This is a genomic window from Streptomyces sp. WM6386 (assembly GCF_000972385.1).
Taxonomy (GTDB): Bacteria; Actinomycetota; Actinomycetes; order Streptomycetales; family Streptomycetaceae; genus Streptomyces.
In genome coordinates, this window is the sequence record NZ_JXTE01000043.1 from 1 (window position 1) to 17,908 (window position 17,908).

Annotated in this window: 16 protein-coding genes; 10 read left to right on the plus strand and 6 right to left on the minus strand. The window is 71.6% G+C overall.

Annotated features, from left to right (window positions below; translation table 11 throughout):
• The first annotated feature begins 199 nt into the window (after positions 1 to 199).
• Positions 200 to 700, plus strand: coding sequence for a hypothetical protein (locus TN53_RS24875; RefSeq protein WP_199924645.1), 501 nt, complete (start codon positions 200 to 202; stop codon positions 698 to 700).
• 93 nt (positions 701 to 793) lie between these two features.
• Complete coding sequence (locus TN53_RS24880) at positions 794 to 1,138, plus strand: hypothetical protein (RefSeq protein WP_234441701.1); 345 nt, start codon at positions 794 to 796, stop codon at positions 1,136 to 1,138.
• A gap of 5 nt (positions 1,139 to 1,143) precedes the next feature.
• On the opposite strand, the gene TN53_RS24885 is transcribed toward TN53_RS24880, so the two are convergent.
• The 3 genes from TN53_RS24885 to TN53_RS24895 all read right to left on the minus strand — a co-directional run bounded on the left by TN53_RS24885 (position 1,144) and on the right by TN53_RS24895 (position 3,463).
• Entirely contained in the window at positions 1,144 to 1,731 is a 588-nt protein-coding gene (locus TN53_RS24885) for a hypothetical protein (RefSeq protein ID WP_159038191.1), read from the minus strand.
• A gap of 31 nt (positions 1,732 to 1,762) precedes the next feature.
• Entirely contained in the window at positions 1,763 to 2,668 is a 906-nt protein-coding gene (locus TN53_RS24890) for a hypothetical protein (protein ID WP_046260860.1), read from the minus strand.
• 126 nt (positions 2,669 to 2,794) lie between these two features.
• Positions 2,795 to 3,463, minus strand: a complete 669-nt coding sequence (locus TN53_RS24895; RefSeq protein WP_046260861.1) for a class I SAM-dependent methyltransferase — start codon at positions 3,461 to 3,463, stop codon at positions 2,795 to 2,797.
• Between the two features lie 244 nt (positions 3,464 to 3,707).
• Between TN53_RS24895 and TN53_RS24900 the strand changes: the two genes are divergently transcribed.
• The 3 genes from TN53_RS24900 (at position 3,708) to TN53_RS24910 (ending at position 6,815) form a co-directional block, all read left to right on the plus strand.
• Positions 3,708 to 4,640: a bifunctional helix-turn-helix transcriptional regulator/GNAT family N-acetyltransferase gene (locus tag TN53_RS24900; protein ID WP_046260862.1), complete on the plus strand. Its 933-nt coding sequence runs from the start codon at positions 3,708 to 3,710 to the stop codon at positions 4,638 to 4,640.
• 17 nt (positions 4,641 to 4,657) lie between these two features.
• Positions 4,658 to 5,458, plus strand: coding sequence for a sugar phosphate isomerase/epimerase family protein (locus TN53_RS24905; RefSeq protein ID WP_046260863.1), 801 nt, complete (start codon positions 4,658 to 4,660; stop codon positions 5,456 to 5,458).
• 103 nt (positions 5,459 to 5,561) lie between these two features.
• The gene (locus TN53_RS24910; RefSeq protein WP_046260864.1) at positions 5,562 to 6,815 is read left to right on the plus strand and encodes an MFS transporter; all 1,254 of its coding nucleotides are present in this window, start codon (positions 5,562 to 5,564) and stop codon (positions 6,813 to 6,815) included.
• Here the strand turns inward: TN53_RS24910 and TN53_RS24915 are convergent.
• A complete protein-coding gene (locus TN53_RS24915; protein WP_046260865.1) occupies positions 6,793 to 7,368 on the minus strand; it encodes an alpha/beta hydrolase in 576 nt (191 codons plus the stop codon). The two genes, TN53_RS24910 and TN53_RS24915, sit on opposite strands and share 23 nt — an antisense overlap.
• A gap of 50 nt (positions 7,369 to 7,418) precedes the next feature.
• Between TN53_RS24915 and TN53_RS24920 the strand changes: the two genes are divergently transcribed.
• Entirely contained in the window at positions 7,419 to 8,366 is a 948-nt protein-coding gene (locus tag TN53_RS24920; RefSeq protein WP_046260866.1) for a LysR family transcriptional regulator, read from the plus strand.
• Positions 8,367 to 8,414: 48 nt separating this feature from the next.
• Here TN53_RS24920 and TN53_RS24925 read toward each other — a convergent pair whose 3' ends face one another.
• Complete coding sequence (locus tag TN53_RS24925; RefSeq protein ID WP_046260867.1) at positions 8,415 to 9,047, minus strand: GNAT family N-acetyltransferase; 633 nt, start codon at positions 9,045 to 9,047, stop codon at positions 8,415 to 8,417.
• A complete protein-coding gene (gene aroA, locus TN53_RS24930; protein ID WP_046260868.1) occupies positions 9,031 to 10,284 on the minus strand; it encodes a 3-phosphoshikimate 1-carboxyvinyltransferase in 1,254 nt (417 codons plus the stop codon). Before aroA ends, TN53_RS24925 begins: the two co-directional genes overlap by 17 nt.
• A 527-nt stretch (positions 10,285 to 10,811) precedes the next feature.
• On the opposite strand from aroA, the gene TN53_RS24935 reads away from it, so the two are divergent.
• The 4 genes from TN53_RS24935 to TN53_RS24950 all read left to right on the plus strand — a co-directional run bounded on the left by TN53_RS24935 (position 10,812) and on the right by TN53_RS24950 (position 17,885).
• Complete coding sequence (locus TN53_RS24935; RefSeq protein ID WP_046260869.1) at positions 10,812 to 12,590, plus strand: glycoside hydrolase family 3 protein; 1,779 nt, start codon at positions 10,812 to 10,814, stop codon at positions 12,588 to 12,590.
• Positions 12,591 to 12,712: 122 nt separating this feature from the next.
• Positions 12,713 to 13,348 carry a hypothetical protein gene (locus TN53_RS24940; protein WP_046260870.1) on the plus strand — a complete coding sequence of 212 codons (636 nt, stop codon included), beginning with the start codon at positions 12,713 to 12,715 and terminating at the stop codon, positions 13,346 to 13,348.
• Between the two features lie 71 nt (positions 13,349 to 13,419).
• Positions 13,420 to 13,752, plus strand: a complete 333-nt coding sequence (locus TN53_RS24945; protein WP_052745302.1) for a CU044_2847 family protein — start codon at positions 13,420 to 13,422, stop codon at positions 13,750 to 13,752.
• On the plus strand, positions 13,749 to 17,885 hold the full coding sequence (locus tag TN53_RS24950; RefSeq protein WP_052745300.1) for a trypsin-like peptidase domain-containing protein: 4,137 nt from the start codon (positions 13,749 to 13,751) through the stop codon (positions 17,883 to 17,885). The genes TN53_RS24945 and TN53_RS24950 overlap by 4 nt, the downstream gene beginning before the upstream one ends.
• The last annotated feature ends 23 nt before the right edge of the window (positions 17,886 to 17,908 follow it).

Here is a 17,908-nt window from a genome sequence, read left to right on the forward strand (position 1 = left end):
TCGGGACGGTAAGCCCTCGTCCTCGAACGCCGGGCCGGCTGAAAGACCCCGACCGGCGTCGGAAGGCGGAGCCGCCTGCGGGTGGGTGGGGGATCGGGACGGCAGGCCTGCTGAAGGCGCGGGTGGGGCGGTGTGTCCTCGTTCTGTGGCGCCGGGCGGGGCTTCGGTCGCTTTCGGGGTTCTGTTGTATGACTTGGGTGTGGAAGGCGATCGGCGGATTCTCGATTTGTTGGATGCTCTGGACCGTTTGCCGGGGCCGGAGCACCTTGAGTTTCCCTATGGGTACGACCATGAGCGGGCCGGGTTCATGAGGAGTGTGCTGCTTGATCGGCTGAGCCGGGAGTTCGGGCAGCCGTGCAGGGGTGTGTCGCGGCAGGATGCCAGTGCGTACTTCGGCATCCACGTCCCCGCCGCGGCGACCGATGCCGGTGTGGCCCTCAGTGTCGATCTCAGCAACTTCGGGGACCTGGCCCTGGTCACCGCCGCCGACGGCGGGACGGAATGCGCGCTCACCGAGGCCGAGCGGCGGATCATCGAGTCGGCGCTGTCCGACCTGGGGTATGTGCGGGTTCCGCAGCGGCTGTTGCTGCGGCCGTATGACGGGGTGAGCGGCCTGGCCGGCTGGTATCCCGAAGTCGACTGGGACGGGAGCCCGAACGATCCGGTCACATGGGAGACCCGGTTCTTCTCCTACCTATGAGGGGTGAGGCATCTCGTGTCCGTGCACGCGTACGCGTCCCTACGCCGCACCACGCCCTGTCCCCAATGCCGCTCCCCCGCCGAATGGGTCGGAGTGCAGGCTCTCGTCGGTGACTCCTTGCGATGGGACGTCGAAGTGACGTGCGCCGCCTGCCGGTTCGCCGTCGCCGACTGCGGGGGCGAGTTGTCGGACGACGTACGGGAACAACTTCTCGCCGAGCACGGGGCCACCGTACTGCGGCTGCGGGCGCCCGCGCATCGGGTCACCGTGCTGCGTGTGCTGCGTGCCGCGCTCGGGCTCGAACTCGGTGCCGCCAAGGACGTGTTGGAGCAGGTCTGGGGTGGGGCGTACGCGGGGACGACGCCCGAGGTGGAGCTTCTCGCGCGCAGGCTGCGGGAGGCCGGGGTCGACGCGGTCGCCTCACCGGGGTGCCCGTAGGGACGTCACGCGGCCAGGCGGGGCACCGGACGGCGGGTCGCCAGCCATACCCCAGCGCCCTCGGCGAACGGGACCTGGTGCGGGGCGCGGAAGCCCAGCGGGCGCAGTGGGTCCATGTGGCGGGGCGAGAGGGTGACCGCGACCGCGTCGGCGCCCTCCTCGTCGGCGGTGTGCAGGCCCGGGGAGAGCAGGTCGGACACCACTCTGCGGTCCCAGGCCTCCGAGTCGTCCGGTGTGCAGACGGTGACCACGCTCCAGTGCGGCGCGTCGGGCTTGGCCCGCTTCAGTGCGGTCGGCAGGACCGGCTCCTGCGGCAGCGGGGCGGCGAGTTCGCGGGCGAAGAGGCCGCTGAAGCGGGTGTGGGGGGACTCGGTGCCGGGCGGCAGCCACACGGCGGCCGCGAGAAGGGTGCCGTCCGCACGCTCGGCCACCCAGACCTGGCCCTCCTCGAGCGCGTAGTGGGCCAGCATCAGCCGCATGGCGCGCTGTGCCTGGTCCCGGTCCACGGCGGAGTGTTCCGGCATCGCGAACAGGCGCACCACGGCGGGTACGTCCACCAGTCCCGCCCTGCGTACGGCGGTCCGAGGGGGCATCTGCAGGATCGTCATCTTCGGGTTCTGCCTCTCACATGGCCCGGCTCGCGCCGGTCAGTTCGACGGAGACGGGGAGGGGGCGCAGGGGTTCGGTGCGCACCGGCGGGGCGGGGACGGGGAGCGCGGGCTTCACCCGTCCGGCGTCCGGGGCGGTCTCCGGACGGCTGAGGAGTGTCACGCCGTGTACGGCGGCCGCGGCGGCGGTGAGGGCGAGGAGGGTGCCTGTGGTGCCGTAGCGGAAGCCCTCGCCGAGGAGGGTGATGCCGATGGCGGCCGCGGTGACGGGGTTGACGAGGGTGAGGAGGGCGAGGGGGCCGCCGAGGCCGTGGCGGTAGGCCTTCTGGGAGAGCAGCAGGCCGCCCACCGCGAAGGCGACCGTCAGGAGCGCCACCAGCGCCGTGGTCCAGGAGAGCGTCGGGCCGACCGCGAGCTTCTGTGCCAGCGTGGAGCCGACGCCGGAGGCGATACCGGACGCGGCGGCGACCGCGAGTCCGCCCCGGGCCGAGAGCATCGCGACGGCCGCCGCGGCGGCGAGTGCCACCAGCACGACCTCGGTGGCGCTCAGGGTGTTCACGCGCCCCGAAGCCGTGACAGCCAGCAAGGTCGTCAGTCCTACGAGGGTGAAGGCCGTGCCGCTCCACTGCGTGCCCGAGGTCCGGCGGCCCGAGACCAGCGAGCCCAGCGGTACCGCCAGCACGAGGCTCAGCGCGCCGAGCGGCTGCACCAGGGTCAGCGGTCCGTAGCGCAGGGCGGCCACGTGCAGCAGCGCACCGGAGGCGTTGAGGAGCACGGACCCCCACCACGCGCCGCGGGCCAGCGCCCCGCGCACGCTCGTGGTCCCGGCGGCGGTCCGCTCCTGGACGACCGCGGCCGCCGCGTAGCAGATCGCCGAGACCAGGGAGAGGACGACGGCCAGGAACACCGGAGAACCTGTCATCGCGGTCCACCTCCCCATCTGTCGGCACGCTCTTTCGATACGAAACGGTTTCGTACCGACAGCCTACGAGGAGGTTTAACGAAACGCAAGCGTTTCTCTAGGGGCCCGGGATTTCCGGCACGAACCTCATCCGACCGCCACGAATCCGAACAGCTCCGGGACCCCGCCCGGCCCGACTTCGACGGTCCGCTCCAACCGCAGCCCCGCCGCCACCACGGCGTTCAGGAGATCGGCCAGCGGGATGTGCCAGGCCCCCACCCGGGCCCGTACACCGGCGGGGTTCCAGGAGTCGAGGGTGCGGGCCCGGTCGGCGTACCGCTCGTCCAGCACCACCCGCCCCCGCTCCCGCCAGTCGGCGAACGCGCCGACGAAGCAGGGGTGCACGCCCAGGTGCACGAACCGTCCGCCGGGCGCCAGCACCCTGGCGATCTCCCGAAGGACGGCCGCATAGTCGGGGACGTCCGTGCTCGCCAGCACACACATCGCGGCCGGCACCGAGGCGTCGGCCAGCGGCAGTGCCGTCGCGTCGGCGACCGCGACCGGCAGCCGGCCGGCCGCGTGGCGGAGCTGACCGCCGGAGAGGTCGACGCCGAACGGGGTCCGGCCGAGTTCCGCCGCCACGGACGCGTGGGCGCCGGTGCCGCAGCAGACGTCGAGACAGATCCCCTCGCCGGGGCCCAGCAGCTCCCTCAGCGTCGTGTGCACCCGGGCGAAGTACTCGCCGCCCGAGGTCGGCGACATGTAGTGGTTGTACCAGTCCGCGTGGGCGTCGTACGCCGGTGTGGTCGTCGTCATGCCCTAGAGGCTGGGAACAACTCCCCCGCCGCAAACCCCCGTTCGCTCATGGCGTCGGCCGCGAGCCCCGCCGGCAATCCCCCGAGGGCGCACCGGCTCGACGGCCACCGCGCCGACGGGGACGCAGGTCCGCGAGTATCGCCGGGCCTGACCCTGGACGGAGGTGCGGGGCCGTCGTACGGTATCTCTGACTGAGTCAACCATTCGAGGGTTGGCGAAGGGGTCGAGGAGGGAACCGACGATCATGACCGTCCAGGACATCCGCGCCTTCAACCGCTTCTACACCAACGTCATCGGCGCCCTCGACTACAGCCGTCAGCTGTACGCCCCGTACACCCTCACCGAGTCCCGCGTCCTGTACGAGCTCGCGCATTCCCCGCGTACGGACGCGGCGGACCTGCGGGGTGAACTCTCCCTGGACGCGGGCTATTTGAGCCGGATCCTCAACAAGTTCGAGCAGGACGGGCTGATCGAGCGCACCCCGTCGCGCCGCGACCCGCGTCGCAGGCGTGTGACGCTCACGGCGCGGGGTCGGGAGACCGCCGCACTGCTCGCCGAGCGCGCGGACGAATCCGTGGGCGCCCTGCTCGCCACGGTCCCGCCGGCCGACCGTCCCCGTCTCGCCGAGGCCATGCGGACCGTCCGGGGGCTTCTCTCCGACGGCCGCCCTCCCCGCCGCGAGGACGTCCTGCTGCGCGAACCGGGCCCGGGCGACCTGGGGTGGATCGTGCAGCGCAACGCCGCCCTCTACACCGCGGAGCACGGCTTCAACGCCGACTACGAGGGGCTGGTGGCCCGGATCGTCGCCGACTTCGCGGAGGACCACGACCCGCACCTGGAGCGGGTGTGGATCGCGGAGCTCGACGGCCGGCCGGTGGGCTGCGTGATGTGCGTACGGGACGAGGCACCCGGCACGGCCCGGCTGCGCCTGCTGCTGGTCGAGCCGGACGCGCGCGGACTCGGCATCGGCGACCGGCTCGTCTCGGCCGTCATCGACTTCGCACGCGGTGTCGGCTACCGCGACCTGGTCCTGTGGACGAATGACATCCTCGCCTCCGCCCGCCACATCTACCAGCGCCACGGCTTCGTCCTCGTCGCCGAGAAACCGCACCGCTCCTTCGGCAAGGACCTGGTCGGCCAGGACTGGCGCCTGGATCTGCACGCCACCCAGGAGTGACGCGTAGAGTCCGGAGCATGAAGCTGGCGTTCTCCACTCTCGGCGTCCCCGGTCTCCCCGTCCCCGAGGTGCTCCGCCTCGCGAACACGCACGGCTATCACGGCGTAGAGCTGCGCGCGCACCCGGAAGAGGCGGTGCATCCCGGCATCGATGCCGCCCAACGGGCCGACGTGGTGGCCGAGTTCAAGGCGGCCGGGGTGGAGATCCTGGGTCTCGCCGGGTACGCGCGCGTGGCCGCGCCGGGCGACGACGAGCCGGTGCTGGCGGAGATCCGCGCCCTCCTGGACCTCGCCCGCGACCTGGGCGCCCCGTACATCCGTGTCTTCCCCGGCGCGAGCCCCGAGCAGTCGACCGCCGAGGCCGACGCGACGGCGGCGCGGCGCCTGGGCACGGCGGCGGAGTACGCGGCGGACGCCCAGGTACGTGTCCTCCTGGAGACCCACGACTCGCACCGCACCGGAGCCGACGCGATCCGTGTCCTCGGCCCGGTCGGCCACCGCAACGTCGGCTCGCTCTGGGACGTCATGCACACCTGGCTGGGCGGCGAGCAGCCCTCGGAGACCTACGCGGCGCTCTCCCCGTTCCTCGGGTACGTCCAGGTCAAGGACATCGCCTCGCCCGACGACACCACCCCGCTCCCGCTCGGCGCGGGCGTACTGCCCCTCGCCGAGTGCGTCGAGGTCCTCTCCCGCCACGGCTGGGACGGCTGGCTGTGCTGGGAGTACGAGAAGCGCTGGTACGAGGGTGCCGCACCGCTTCCCGAGCTGCTGGGCGCGGGCCGCGAGCACCTGGCCCGGCTCCTGAACGAGAGCGCGTGACTGATCGCGTGACTGATCGCGTGACTAATTCAGTGGCTCAGGGACCGGGGGCCGGTTAGCGTCCCCGGGTGCATCAGCCCACCCCGCTCCCGGTCCCCCTCTCATGAGCCTGTCCGACGTGCTCCTCGACGTCCGGCCCCTGCGCACCTCCCCCGTCTTCCGGCGGCTGCTGTTCGGGCGCACCGTGTCCACGCTCGGCAGCTTCATGACCATGGTCACCGTCATGTACCAGGTCTGGGACATGACGCACAGCGCGTTCTGGAGCGGCGCGGTCGGCATCGCGCAGGCGGTGCCGATGGTCGCCGTCAGTCTGTTCGCGGGCGCCTGGGCCGACCGCGTCGACCGCCGCCGTATGTATCTCACCGGCACCGTCGGTTCGGCGGTCTGCTCCCTGCTGCTGACCGTGCAGGGCTTCGCCGGACACGCGCCGGTGCCCGTGGTCCTCGTGCTGGTGGCGGCCCAGACGTCCTTCGCCGCGCTCGGCGCTCCAGCGGCGGGTGTGTTCGTACCCCGGCTGCTGCCCAAGGAGCAGGTGGCCGCCGGTCTCGCCCTCCAGCAGGTCACCGGCCAGGCGATGATGCTGGTCGGCCCCGCCGTCGCCGGTGTCGTCCTCGGCTGGTGGGGCATCGGCGTCTGCTACCTGCTGGACACCCTGAGCTTCGCGCTGTCCTTCTACGGCGCCTACGGCCTGCCCGCGCTGCCACCCGAGGGCGCCAGGTCCCGGCCCGGCGTCCACGGCGTCCTGGACGGTCTGCGCTTTCTGACCGGCCACCGCGCGGTGCGCGGCGCGCTGCTGACGGACCTCGCGGCCTGTCTCCTGGCGATGCCCACGTCGTTGTTCCCCCTGGTCAACGAGGAACGCTTCGGCGGCGACCCACGCGCCCTCGGCCTGTTCCTGTCGGCGCTGGCCGTGGGCGGGGTCACCGCGACGGCCTTCTCCGGCCCGGTGACCCGGCTGGCCCGCCCCGGCCCGGTGATGCTGTGCGCGTCCGCCGGCTGGGGCGCGGCCCTCTTCCTCTTCGGCCTGACGACCAGCGCCTGGGCGGGCCTGGGGCTGCTGGCCCTGGCCGGCGCGGCGGACGCCCTCGCCGTTCTCTCCCGTACGACCATCGTCCAGACCCTCACCCCCGACGCCCTCCTCGGCCGCGTCACCGCCGCCGAGACGATCGTCGGCCAGGCGGGCCCCCACCTCGGCAATCTGCGCGGCGGCCTGGTCGCGGGCTGGTCCTCGGGCGCGACGGCGCTGATCTCCGGCGGGCTGATGTGTCTGGCGGCGGTGACGGCGGTGGGCGTCACGACGCCGGAACTGCGGCGGACGGGCGCGCCCGGTGCGGCTACCGCTCCGGCCGGACCGTGAACTCGGCGGCCGGGTCCAGGCACCACTCCAGGACGGAGGGCCAGGAGCCGTAACCGGCGTTCAGGTCGAGGTGGCCCGCGCCGGGGAGGAGTGTGGTGGGGATGCCGAGAGGGTCGCCGTAGACGGCCTGCGCGCCCCCCTCGCAGTACGGGTCGTCGTCGCCGGCGACGAGCAGGGTCGGCCCGGGGAGGGTGAGGTCCAGCGAGGGCGGCGCGAACCCGGCGACCTCGGGGTACCGCGCGAGGACGGAGGGGGAGGGCGGGCCGACGAGCAGGACACGGTCCACGTCACCGGGCCCGGCGATCCCGCGGGCGACGGCGTGCAGCCACAGCAGGACGGAGGCGCTGTGGGCGACGACGACGTCCGGGGCGTCCTGCGCAAGATGGCGCGCGAGTTCACCGAGCCACACCTCCAGGTCCGGGTCGTCCGGGTCGGGCAGCTGCGGATACGTCACCTGGTGACCGAGCTCGCCGAGACGGTCGGCGAGCCAGTGCTGCCAGTGGTCCTTGGGCCGGTGGTTCTGCCAGCCGTGGAGGATGAGGTAGGCGGTCATGGCATCGATCGTTTCCGAACCCGCCCCTGGGGTCCAGTTAACCTTTCTCGATGGAACAGGTAAGTGAGACCTTCACAGTCGATCTGCGCCGTCTGACCGTCCTGCGCGAACTCCAGCGCCGGGGCAGTCTGGCGAGAACGGCCGAGGCCCTGCACCTGACCCCGTCGGCGGTCTCGCAACAGCTCTCCGCGCTGGCCCGCGAGATCGGGGCACCCCTGACGGAACGGGACGGCCGAGGCGTGCGGCTCACCGGACAGGCCCGCGTCCTGCTGGCCCACGCCGACGAGATCGCCGCCCAACTGGAGCGGGCCCGGGCCGACTTGGCGGCGTACGGGAGCGGCGGCCGCGGCTCGGTGACCATCGGCTGCTTCTCCAGCGGCATCCTGGGCCTGCTGCCGGGAGTGCTGCGAGGACTGGCCGAACACCTCCCGCACGTCCGCGTCGACGTCGTGGAGGCGGAACCGCCGGACCTGTTCACGGCCCTGGACGCCGGCCAGGTGGACGTGGCCGTGGCGGTGGACTTCGCGGCGACCCCGCCCCACACGGACCGCCGCTACAGCCGGTCCGACCTGCTGACGGACGTGATGGACATCGTGGTCCCGGCGGAGCACCGGCTGGCGGGACGCGGGCGGGTTCCGCTGCGGGAGCTGGCCGGCGAGACCTGGATCGCGGGGGACGCCCGCAGCTGCGTGGGCGCGATCGCCCGCGCCGTCTGCGCGACGTCCGGCTTCACCCCGGACATCCGGCACGCCGTGAACGACTGGGGCGCGCTGGCGGCCCTGGTGGAGGCGGGAGCGGGCGTGGCCCTGATCCCCCGCCTGGTCCACCCCCTGTACGCCCACCGCGCACTGGCGGTACTGACCCCGCAGGGCGCCCCTCCCTCACGGAACATCTTCGCGGCGGTCCGCACCGGCGCGGAAGCGGACCCGGTCCTGGAGGTGATCCGGGACCAGCTGGGCGCGGAGGCGCGGCGATTGGCAGATGTGTCCCAGACCTAGGCGCAAAACCGCAGGTCGCCGGGGTCCGGCGTAGGACGGATCTGCCGATCACCCAAACCTGGGGATGGACCTTGCCACCCGCTGCTCCAGGCGCTTCCGGCGCTCCGGCCATTCGGCTGCCGTGATCGAGAAGATCGCCGAGTCCCTCAGGTGGTTGTCCTCGCCGGGGGCCCAGGAGCGGGACCAGTTGCGCAGGACGCCCTCGAAGTGGGCGCCGACGCTTTCGATCGCCGCTCGGGAGCGGGCGTTTCTGGCGTCCGTCTTCAGGTCCACTCTCGACACGTTCCACACCTCGAAGGCGTGGCGGAAGAGGAGGAGCTTGGCCTCGGCGTTGACGCCGGTGCCCTGGGAGGAACGGGCCAGCCAGGTGAAGCCGATCTCGATCGCGTCCAGGGTGTCGTCCGAGCGCCAGCTGCGCGGCTCCCAGTAGGACGTCGCGCCCACCACGCGGCCCGTCGCCCTGGAGATCTGGGCGTACGGTGCCAGCCGGCCGGTCGCGGCCCGGGCGAGCTGCGCGTCGACGTAGTCCGCCACCTCGTCGGCCCTCGGCACCCAGGTGAACGCGTACGTGCCCCGGTCCTCCTCCGCCGCCACCGCCAACTCGGTCACATGCGAGTGCGAGAGCGGCTCCAGGCGCACCAACTCACCCTCCAGCACCGGACCTTCAAGCTTGAACGCCATCCCCCAGCCGACCCTTCAACTCCGCGAACACCTCGTGGAAACCGGGGAAAGTCTTGCGTACGCACCCCGGGTCGTCGAACGAAATACCCGGCACGCGCAACCCCGTGACCGCGAAGGACATGACGATGCGGTGGTCGCCGAACGAGGTGATCTCCGCGCCCGCACCGGCCGCACCCGGCTGGATCTCGATCCAGTCCGGACCCGTCGTCACCCGCGCCCCGAGCCGTCGCAGGTTCTGCGCGCACGCCTCCAGGCGGTCGCACTCCTTGACCCGGGTGTTCGCCACGTCCTCGATACGGACCGGGCCGTCCGCGAAGGGCGCGATCGCCGCCAGCGTCGGCATCGTGTCCGAGATGTCCCGCATGTTGACGGTCAGGCCGCGCAGTGCGGCCGTCCCCCGGACCGTCGTGCCCGACGCGCCGACCGACACCTGCGCGCCCATCCGCCGCAGTACGTCGACGAAGCCCAGGTCGCCCTGGAGCGCGCCGGTCCCCAGGCCCGGGACCGTCACCTCGGCGCCCGGGGTCACCGCCGCCGCGGCGAAGAAGTAACTGGCCGTGGAGGCGTCCGGTTCGATCGCGTACGTCGTCGCGCGGTAGCCGCCCGGCGGGACCAGGAAGACGTTCCCCTCCCGGCCGACCTCCACGCCGAACGCCCGCATCATCGCGATCGTGATCTCCACGTACGGCACCGAGACCAGGTCCGTCACCCGGATCCGCAGGCCCTTGCGGGTCAGCGGGCCGAGGAGCAGCAGTGCGGTCAGGTACTGCGAGGACTGACCCGCGTCCAGCACCACCTCGCCGCCCTCGACGCCGGCCGCCCGTACCGTCAGCGGGTGGTGGCCCTCGGCCTGCTCGTGCCGCAGGTCCACGCCCAGGTCGCGCAGGGCACGGGTCAGGGGCAGCAGTGGCCTGCGCCGCATCTGCTCCGAGGCGTCGAAGCGGTACGTGCCGTGCCCGGCCGCCGCCAGTGTCGGCAGGAAGCGTGCCGTCGTCGCGCCGTCCCGGCAGTACACGTCCGCCTCGGGCACCGCGGGGCCCTGCGGGCGCCCGTCGACCTGCCACGCGTCCGGCGTCCGCCCCACCCGGTACCCGAGCCGCGTCAGCCCCTCCGCGAAGCCCTCCGTGTCGTCCGACCTCAGGGGACGCACGAGCGTGGTGACTCCGTCGGCCGCCGCCGCGAGAAAGAGTGCGCGGGCGGTGATGGACTTGGAACCGGGAATGTCGACTGCGGGCATACCCTCATGATCGGCCGACGTCCCCCTCCGACGCCGGGCCGTCCACGGGATGGACCACCCACGACGACCGACACCTCCGGACGAGACCCACCGCAGCCTCGGGCGACCGGCCAACCGCACTGCACCGGAGAACAGCACCGCCCGACCGAGGACAGGCGCACTGGCCCGAAGTGGCGGCCCATCCGTCCCGTTGACCCCGGGCTCACCAACTTCCGGGATTCGGGGCCAACCCGGGAACCCCGCCCCACCCCCGCTCGTCCAACCCGCAAGCTGTCGGAGAGTCACCGCGGTGCGGTGTCGGCCTCGCTGCTGGCTGCGAACGCTGACTTACCCTCTCCGCCGTACTGCGGCCGGCAGCACGCCGCCATCGGCGCGCCCCCCTCCAACAGCGCCGATGGCGGCCCCTCATTGCCGGGCCCCGGGCTGACCCCGGGTTAATGTGCACTCCCTTGACTGGCAGAAACTTCCCGGATATTGGTGACTCCTCGGAAGTTTCCTTCAGCGGATCACCTCCGGAAGGAGCGCACGTGCCCTCCAGACGTACCGTCCTCGCCGCCACCGCGGGAGTCGCCGCCACCCTCGCCGCCGGCGGGACCGCATACGCGGACGACAAGAAGCTCCGCTCCCTCGTCTCCCGTATGACCCTGGAAGAGAAGGTCGGCCAGCTCTTCGTGATGCGGGTCTACGGCCACTCCGCCACCGCCCCCGACCAGGCCGACATCGACGCCAACCTCAAGGAGATCGGCGTCCGCACGGCCGCCGAACTGATCGCCAAGTACCGCGTCGGCGGCATCATCTACTTCACCTGGGCGCACAACACCCGGGATCCGCACCAGATCGCCGACCTGTCCAACGGCATCCAGAAGGCGTCCCTCACCCTCCCCCGGGGCCTGCCCGTCCTCGTCTCCACCGACCAGGAGCACGGCATCGTCTGCCGGGTGGGCGAGCCCGCCACCCTCTTCCCGGGCGCGATGGCCATCGGTGCCGGCCGCTCCCGCAAAGACGCCCGCACCCTGGGCCGTATCGCGGGGCGGGAGCTCAGAGCCCTGGGCATCCGGCAGAACTACTCCCCCGTCGCCGACGTCAACGTCAACGCGGCCAACCCCGTCATCGGTGTCCGCTCCTTCGGCGCCGACCCGGGCGCGGTGGCCGCGATGGTGGCCGCCGAGGTCGGCGGGTACCAGCGGTCGCGGCAGGTCGCCGCCACCGCCAAGCACTTCCCCGGACACGGGGACACCGCCGTCGACAGCCACTACGGCTTCCCGGTCATCACCCACACCCGCGCCCAGTGGGACAAGCTCGACGCTCCCCCGTTCCGCGCGGCGATCGCCGCCGGCATCGACTCGATCATGACCGCGCACATCATGGTCCCGGCCCTCGACGACTCCGGTGATCCGGCCACACTCTCCCGCCCCATCCTGAACGGCATCCTGCGCGAGGAGCTCGGCTACGACGGTGTGATCGTCACCGACTCCCTCGGCATGGAGGGCGTCCGCACGAAGTACGGTGACGACCGCGTGCCCGTGCTCGCGCTGAAGGCGGGGGTGGACCAGCTCCTCAACCCGCCGAACCTGGACGTCGCCTGGAACGCCGTCCTGAAGGCCGTACGGGACGGGGAGCTGACCGAGGCAAGGCTCGACGAGTCGATCCTGCGGGTGCTGCGGCTGAAGGCGAAGCTGCGGCTCTTCGAGGCTCCGTACGTCAGCCAGGCCGGCGTCACCCGGACCGTCGGCATCCCCGCGCACCTCGCGGAGGCCGACCGGATCGCCCAGCGGACGACGACGCTGCTGGTCAACAAGGGCAGGTTGCTGCCCCTGTCGCCGCGCAGGCTCCTCGTCGTCGGCGCCGACCCGGCCTCCCCGTCCGGTACGACGGGCCCGCCGACCGGCGTGCTCGCGGCCGCGTTCACCGAGCTCGGCTTCACGGCCACGGCCCTGTCGACCGGTACGGCACCGTCCGCCGCCACCATCGCCAAGGCGGTCGCGGCGGCGCAGGACGTGGACGCGGTGGTCGTGGGGACGTACAACGTCTCGGCGACCAGCAGCCAGAGGACGCTCGTCGAGCAGCTCGTCGCGACGGGCAGGCCGGTGGTCGCGATCGCGGTCCGCAACCCGTTCGACGTGGCTCAACTGCCCTCCGTACCGGCCGTCGTGGCCGCGTACTCCTGGACCGACGTCGAACTGCGGGCCGCCGCACGGGTGATCGCGGGGAGGGCGGCGCCGCGCGGGAGGCTGCCGGTGCCGGTGCAGAAGGCCGACGATCCGACCGCGGTGCTGTATCCGATCGGGTACGGCTTGTCGTATTAGACGTAGTGCGCGTACGCCACACACCCGGCGTACGCCCCCCAAAGGGCGCAAAGCACCCCGCACGTCTGGCGTGTGCCCGCTGCGGCGGGTCACGCTGGGCGGGGGTATCCGGGGGGACTGCGATGCGTGAGAGATGTTCCATGGGGGTGGTGTGCGCACTGCTGGCACTGCTCGCCGCCCTGTTGACGGGATGCCAGAACTCGACGGACGGCGCCACCACCGACGGTGACAGCCGGCTCAGCAACGAGGTCGCACCCACCCGGCCCTCGGGGTACGGGGCGGCCTTCCTCTCGGTCGACGAGTGCAGTTCCTTCGGAAAGACCAGCTTCACCGAGGTCTCGTGCACCAGCGAGCGGGCGGCGGCACGGGTCGTGGCGCGCTTCGACGGCGCGGTGGGCGACGGTCCGCTGTGCCCGGGCACCACGGACTTCGTGCTGCACATCAGCGAACAGAGCCCGTCCTCCGACGAGGACGGCGACGGCGCCGTCCCGCAGGGCTACGCCTGTATGCGCAACCTCACCCCACCGCACCCCGGCGACCCGGGCGGCGGAGGCGGTCCGCGCACCATCGTCGGCGACTGCGTCTACAGCTCCGGCGACGGCCAGGTCCGCGAGACGCCCTGCGACGGCAAGAGCGGGAAGAAACCGGAGTACGAGGTGACGAAGGCGACCGCGACCCGCGCGAAGTGCCCGGTGTCGACGGCGTTGTACGTACAGCTCCAGGGCGAGAAACCGGTGGGCTGCGCCAGGCCGGTGTGACTGGCTGACGGGGCACGCGGACGGCCCACTCCGGCGTGCGGCATATGCCAGGTTCACGAAGAGTGGCGTTCGTGACACCACTGACTCGGATACCCCTGGGTGGCGGAGGCTGGCTGCTGGTCGAGGAACCGGGTCCGCCGGACGCGGGGCCGGTGAAAGCCGGCCGCATCGGCGATACCGTGCGCGAGCTGCCGGTCACCCTCGAAGGCGCCCTGGAGCCGATCGCGGAGGCCGCTCGGGCCACCCTCGCTTCGCTGCGCAAGGCCCGGCCCGACGAGATCACCGTCGAGTTCGGCGTCGACCTCGCGTTCGAGGCCGGGGCCGTGATCACCAAGACCCAGGCCGGGTGCCATCTGAAGGTGACCGTGGCCTGGAAGAACGACCCGCAGGCGGATGCGTCATGACCGGCGAGCAGGGTGCGCCGGGGGACGGCATGCCCTCCGACCTGCCGACGGCGGTGGCCCAGATCCTCACCCCGGACGGCCGGGTGGCCGGGACCGGATTCCTGGTGGCCGAGGATGTGCTGGTCACCTGCGCGCACGTCGTCGAGGCGGCCGGCGGCGGTCCCGGCACGACGGTCCTGCTGTCCTTCCCGCACGTGGTCGACGCCGACCGGCTGGAGGGCAGCGTTCCGCAGGAGCTGTGGCGTTCCGCCGAGGACGAGGACGTGGCCTTCATCCGGCTCAGCGGTACGCCGGCCGGGGCGCGCGTCCTGCCGCTCGGCTCCTCGGAGGGCTGCCGGGGCCACAAGGTGCGCTCGTACGGATTCCCCTCGCAGGCCCATCCCGAAGGGCACTACGGCTACGCCGAGGCCGGCGATCCGCTGCCCGCCACGGACGACCGGGGCGCGCATCTCCAGCTGACCGGCGCCAACGACCTCACCACCGGATTCAGCGGCGGCCCCGTCCTCGACGAGGTGACCGGCCTGGCCATCGGCATGCTCACCGAGATCACCGCGCCGGACATGTGGGAACGCGGCCAGGGCATCGCGTACGCCACCCCCACCGAGGTTCTGCGGGAGATCCTGCCGGAGCTGGCCGAGCAGGAGGTGTGCCCGTACCGGGGCCTGGAGCCGTTCACCGCCGAGCATGCCCGATGGTTCCAGGGCCGGGCAGAGGCGGTACGGCAGGTCGTGGCGAACCTGGCCCGGCAACGGCGGCTGACACTGCTGCTCGGGCCGTCCGGGTCGGGCAAGTCGTCGCTGATCCAGGCGGGCGTGCTGCGCGCGCTCGCGGAGGGGGAACTGCCGGGCAGTGACCGGTGGCTGCCGGTGCTGACGCGGCCCAGAAAGGACATGCTCGCCGAGATCGAGCGTGCCGGGCTGCCCGGGGCGAGCGAGGACGGCATCATCGCGGCCGTCAACCGCAGACTGGCGGCGGAGCTGTCGTTCGGGCGCGTCCTCCTCGTGATCGACCAGTTCGAGGAACTGCTGGTGCAGAGCACCAACGGCCGGCTGCGGAACCTGCTGGCCGTGATCGACGAGGTCACCGAGGCCGCCGACGCCTACACCAAGATCACCGTGATCCTGATCATGCGGGACGACTTCTATCCGCAACTGGCCGCTCTCGCCCCCAAGTTGCTGGACGCCGCCATGCCGGGCCTGCTCAACGTGCCGGGCACCCTCGGCCGGCAGGACCTGCACGACATCATCGTCCTGCCCGCCGAGGACGTCGGTCTCCGCTTCCAGCCGGGACTGCCCGAACGGATCATCGGCGACGTACTGGACATCACCCCCGGAGCGGCCATCACCCGCCAGGCGGCGGTCACCGTGCTGCCGCTGCTGGAGATGACGCTCCAGCAGCTGTGGAACCGGCGGCACGACGGATATCTCACCCACGAGGAGTACGAGCGCATCGGAGAGGTCAGCGGCAGCGTCACCACATGGTGCGACAGCGCGCTCGACGAACTCTCCCCCGAGCAGCAGGACATCGCCCGACGGGCCCTCACCTCCCTGGTCCACCCCGGCGATCCCAGCCACAACATCACCGCCGTACGCACGCAGGTTCCCCTCCACGAGCTGCGCGACCTGGCGGCGGACCCGGGCGACGGGGAGGGGCGGACGGACGTCGACGCCGTCATCGCCGCGCTCGCCCGTCGCCGCATCATCACGACCCAGACGCTGCGGGCCCCGGAGCACCTCGGCGCCCAGCCCGGGGAACCGGTGGCCGAGCTGATCCATGAGGCCCTCATCCGCGACTGGGGCGCCCTGCGCAAGTGGGTGGACCAGGACCACCGCTTCCAGGACTGGCTCAACCGCACCCGCGAACGCCAGGTCCACTGGGCCGACAGGAAGGACCCGGGGGACCTGCTGGGCGGGACGGCGCTGGAAGAGGGCATCGAGCTGTCCCAGCGGCGGCGACTCCCGGCGGACATCGCGGAGTTCCTGACGGCGAGCAAGCAGCGCCATCGGTCCGCGATCCGGCGGAACCGGATGCTCATCGGCGTCCTCAGCGGACTGCTGGTCCTCGCACTGCTGGCGGCGGGGGGTGCGCTGTGGCAGGGGATCAGGGTGGGCAACGCGAAGGAGCGGGCGCTGTCGCGGGAGCTTGCCGCGCAGTCCAGTGAACTCCTCGGCACCAACCCGGAACTCTCCGCGCTGCTGGCGGTCAAGGCCTACGGCAGCAGCCATACGTCCGAAGCCGTGGACAGCCTGAGCAGCGCCGCGGCCCTGCAGCCGCACCGCCGCCTGTACGGGCACGACGACGAGGTGCGTGCGGTGGCGTACAGCCCCGACGGTCGCGTCTTCGCCAGCGCCGGTGCCGACAACACCGTCCGGCTGCGTCACGCGACCACGATGAAGCCCCTCCGGAGATTCTTCGCGCACGACAATCCGGTGAACGCGGTGGCCTTCCACCCCAAGAGCCACACCCTCGCAACCGCAGGCGCCGACCGGCTCGTCCGCCTGTGGAACCCGGCGGACGGCACACACCTAAGAACACTCGCTGAACACACCGACCAGGTCAGGGCGGTGGCGTTCAGCCACGACGGCCGCACCATCGCAACCGGCAGCGACGACAAGACCGTCCGCCTGTGGGACACGAAAACCGGCAAACACCTCAAGACCCTCAGAGGGCACACGGGTCATGTCACGTCAGTGGCCTTCCGCCCCAAGAGCCACACCCTCGCAACCGGCAGCGACGACAAGACCGTCCGCCTGTGGGACACGGAAGCCGGCGAACTCCTCACCACGCTCAAGGGCCACGAATATCCGGTGACTTCGGTGGCATTCAGCCCGGAGGGCGACACCCTTGCCACCACGGACGGCGACTACGTTCACCTGAGAGATCCGAGCACCGGCAAGAGCTGGACCGAGCTGTCGGACACAGCCCACGTGGTCGCCTTCAGCCCGGACGGCAAGACCCTCGCCACCGCCACCGATCGCTTCGTGGAGCTGTGGGACACGGATACCCACGCACTTCGCGCCACCTTCGCCGGTCACGCGAACGAGGTGTTGGCACTGGCGTTCAGCACCGACAGCCGTACCCTCGCCTCCTCAGGTCGTGACACGACGGTACGCCTGTGGGACGCGAACGCCGGCAAGGACCGCTTCACCCTGAAAGGGCACACGGGTGGGTTGTTGTTGCTGGCGTTCAGCACTGACGGTCAGACCATCGTCACCGCCAGCACTGACAACTCCGCCCGTCTGTGGAACGCGGACACCGGGCTGCCCGGCAGGGAACTCACCGAACACAGCGATTTGGTGAATGCCGTGGCCTTCCATCCCGACGACGACATGGTCGCCACCGCAAGCGAAGACAAAACCGTCCGGCTCTGGGACACAAAGAAGGGGCAGAGCCGAGCCCCACTGGCGGATCACAACTCTCCGGTGCGCTCGGTGGCCTTCAGCCGTGACGGCAAGACCCTCGCCACCGGGGGCGGGGACGGCACCGTCCACCTACGGGACCCGGACACCGGTGTGTCTCGCACCCACTTCAGCGCACACAGCAACTCGGTGCGTGACATGACGTTCAGTCCCGACAGCCGCATCCTCGCCACGGCCGGCGACGACTCGACGGCGAAGCTCTGGAACTCGGACGGAAAGCTCCTCCGCACCCTGACCGGACACAATGGCCCAATCTGGTCAGTGGCGTTCAGCCCCGACGGCGACACTGTCGCCACCGGCAGCGCAGACGGAACCGCCCGCCTGTGGAACGCGGACACCGGTCGGCCGATCGCCATTCTGACCGAGCACGCCGGGGCCGTCAGCGCAGTGGCGTTCCACCCTCAACGCGACATCCTCGCCACTGGCAGCCAAGACGGGACCGTCAGGCTGCGGGACGCGGCCAGCGGCAAGACCCGCACCACACGCCTCGCCAGCCTCAGTGGTGTGAACTCACTGGCATTCAGCCCAAAGGGCCGTCTCCTCGCGACCGCGAGCCTCGATGGAACAGCGCAACTGTGGGACATCACCACATCCCCCCGACCCGACAAGATCATCAAGCAGATCTGCCGCACCTTCGGCCGCGACCTCACGCCGGAGGAAAGTACGGCCTACCTCCGCGACGACTCAGACGCATCCGTCTGCCCAAAGAACTGACGGCGGGCCCACCCGGACCCGCC

Excerpts from the sequence above, each read along its gene's own strand:
- aroA (WP_046260868.1), bottom strand. The coding sequence starts at position 10,284 with ATGCCCGCAGTCGACATTCCCGGTTCCAAGTCCATCACCGCCCGCGCA.
- TN53_RS24890 (WP_046260860.1), bottom strand. The coding sequence starts at position 2,668 with ATGACAGGTTCTCCGGTGTTCCTGGCCGTCGTCCTCTCCCTGGTCTCG.
- TN53_RS24910 (WP_046260864.1), top strand. The coding sequence starts at position 5,562 with ATGAGCCTGTCCGACGTGCTCCTCGACGTCCGGCCCCTGCGCACCTCC.
- TN53_RS24950 (WP_052745300.1), top strand. The coding sequence starts at position 13,749 with ATGACCGGCGAGCAGGGTGCGCCGGGGGACGGCATGCCCTCCGACCTG.
- TN53_RS24940 (WP_046260870.1), top strand. The coding sequence starts at position 12,713 with ATGCGTGAGAGATGTTCCATGGGGGTGGTGTGCGCACTGCTGGCACTG.
- TN53_RS24885 (WP_159038191.1), bottom strand. The coding sequence starts at position 1,731 with ATGCCCCCTCGGACCGCCGTACGCAGGGCGGGACTGGTGGACGTACCC.
- TN53_RS24915 (WP_046260865.1), bottom strand. The coding sequence starts at position 7,368 with ATGACCGCCTACCTCATCCTCCACGGCTGGCAGAACCACCGGCCCAAG.
- TN53_RS24920 (WP_046260866.1), top strand. The coding sequence starts at position 7,419 with ATGGAACAGGTAAGTGAGACCTTCACAGTCGATCTGCGCCGTCTGACC.
- TN53_RS24900 (WP_046260862.1), top strand. The coding sequence starts at position 3,708 with ATGACCGTCCAGGACATCCGCGCCTTCAACCGCTTCTACACCAACGTC.
- TN53_RS24925 (WP_046260867.1), bottom strand. The coding sequence starts at position 9,047 with ATGGCGTTCAAGCTTGAAGGTCCGGTGCTGGAGGGTGAGTTGGTGCGC.
- TN53_RS24895 (WP_046260861.1), bottom strand. The coding sequence starts at position 3,463 with ATGACGACGACCACACCGGCGTACGACGCCCACGCGGACTGGTACAAC.
- TN53_RS24905 (WP_046260863.1), top strand. The coding sequence starts at position 4,658 with ATGAAGCTGGCGTTCTCCACTCTCGGCGTCCCCGGTCTCCCCGTCCCC.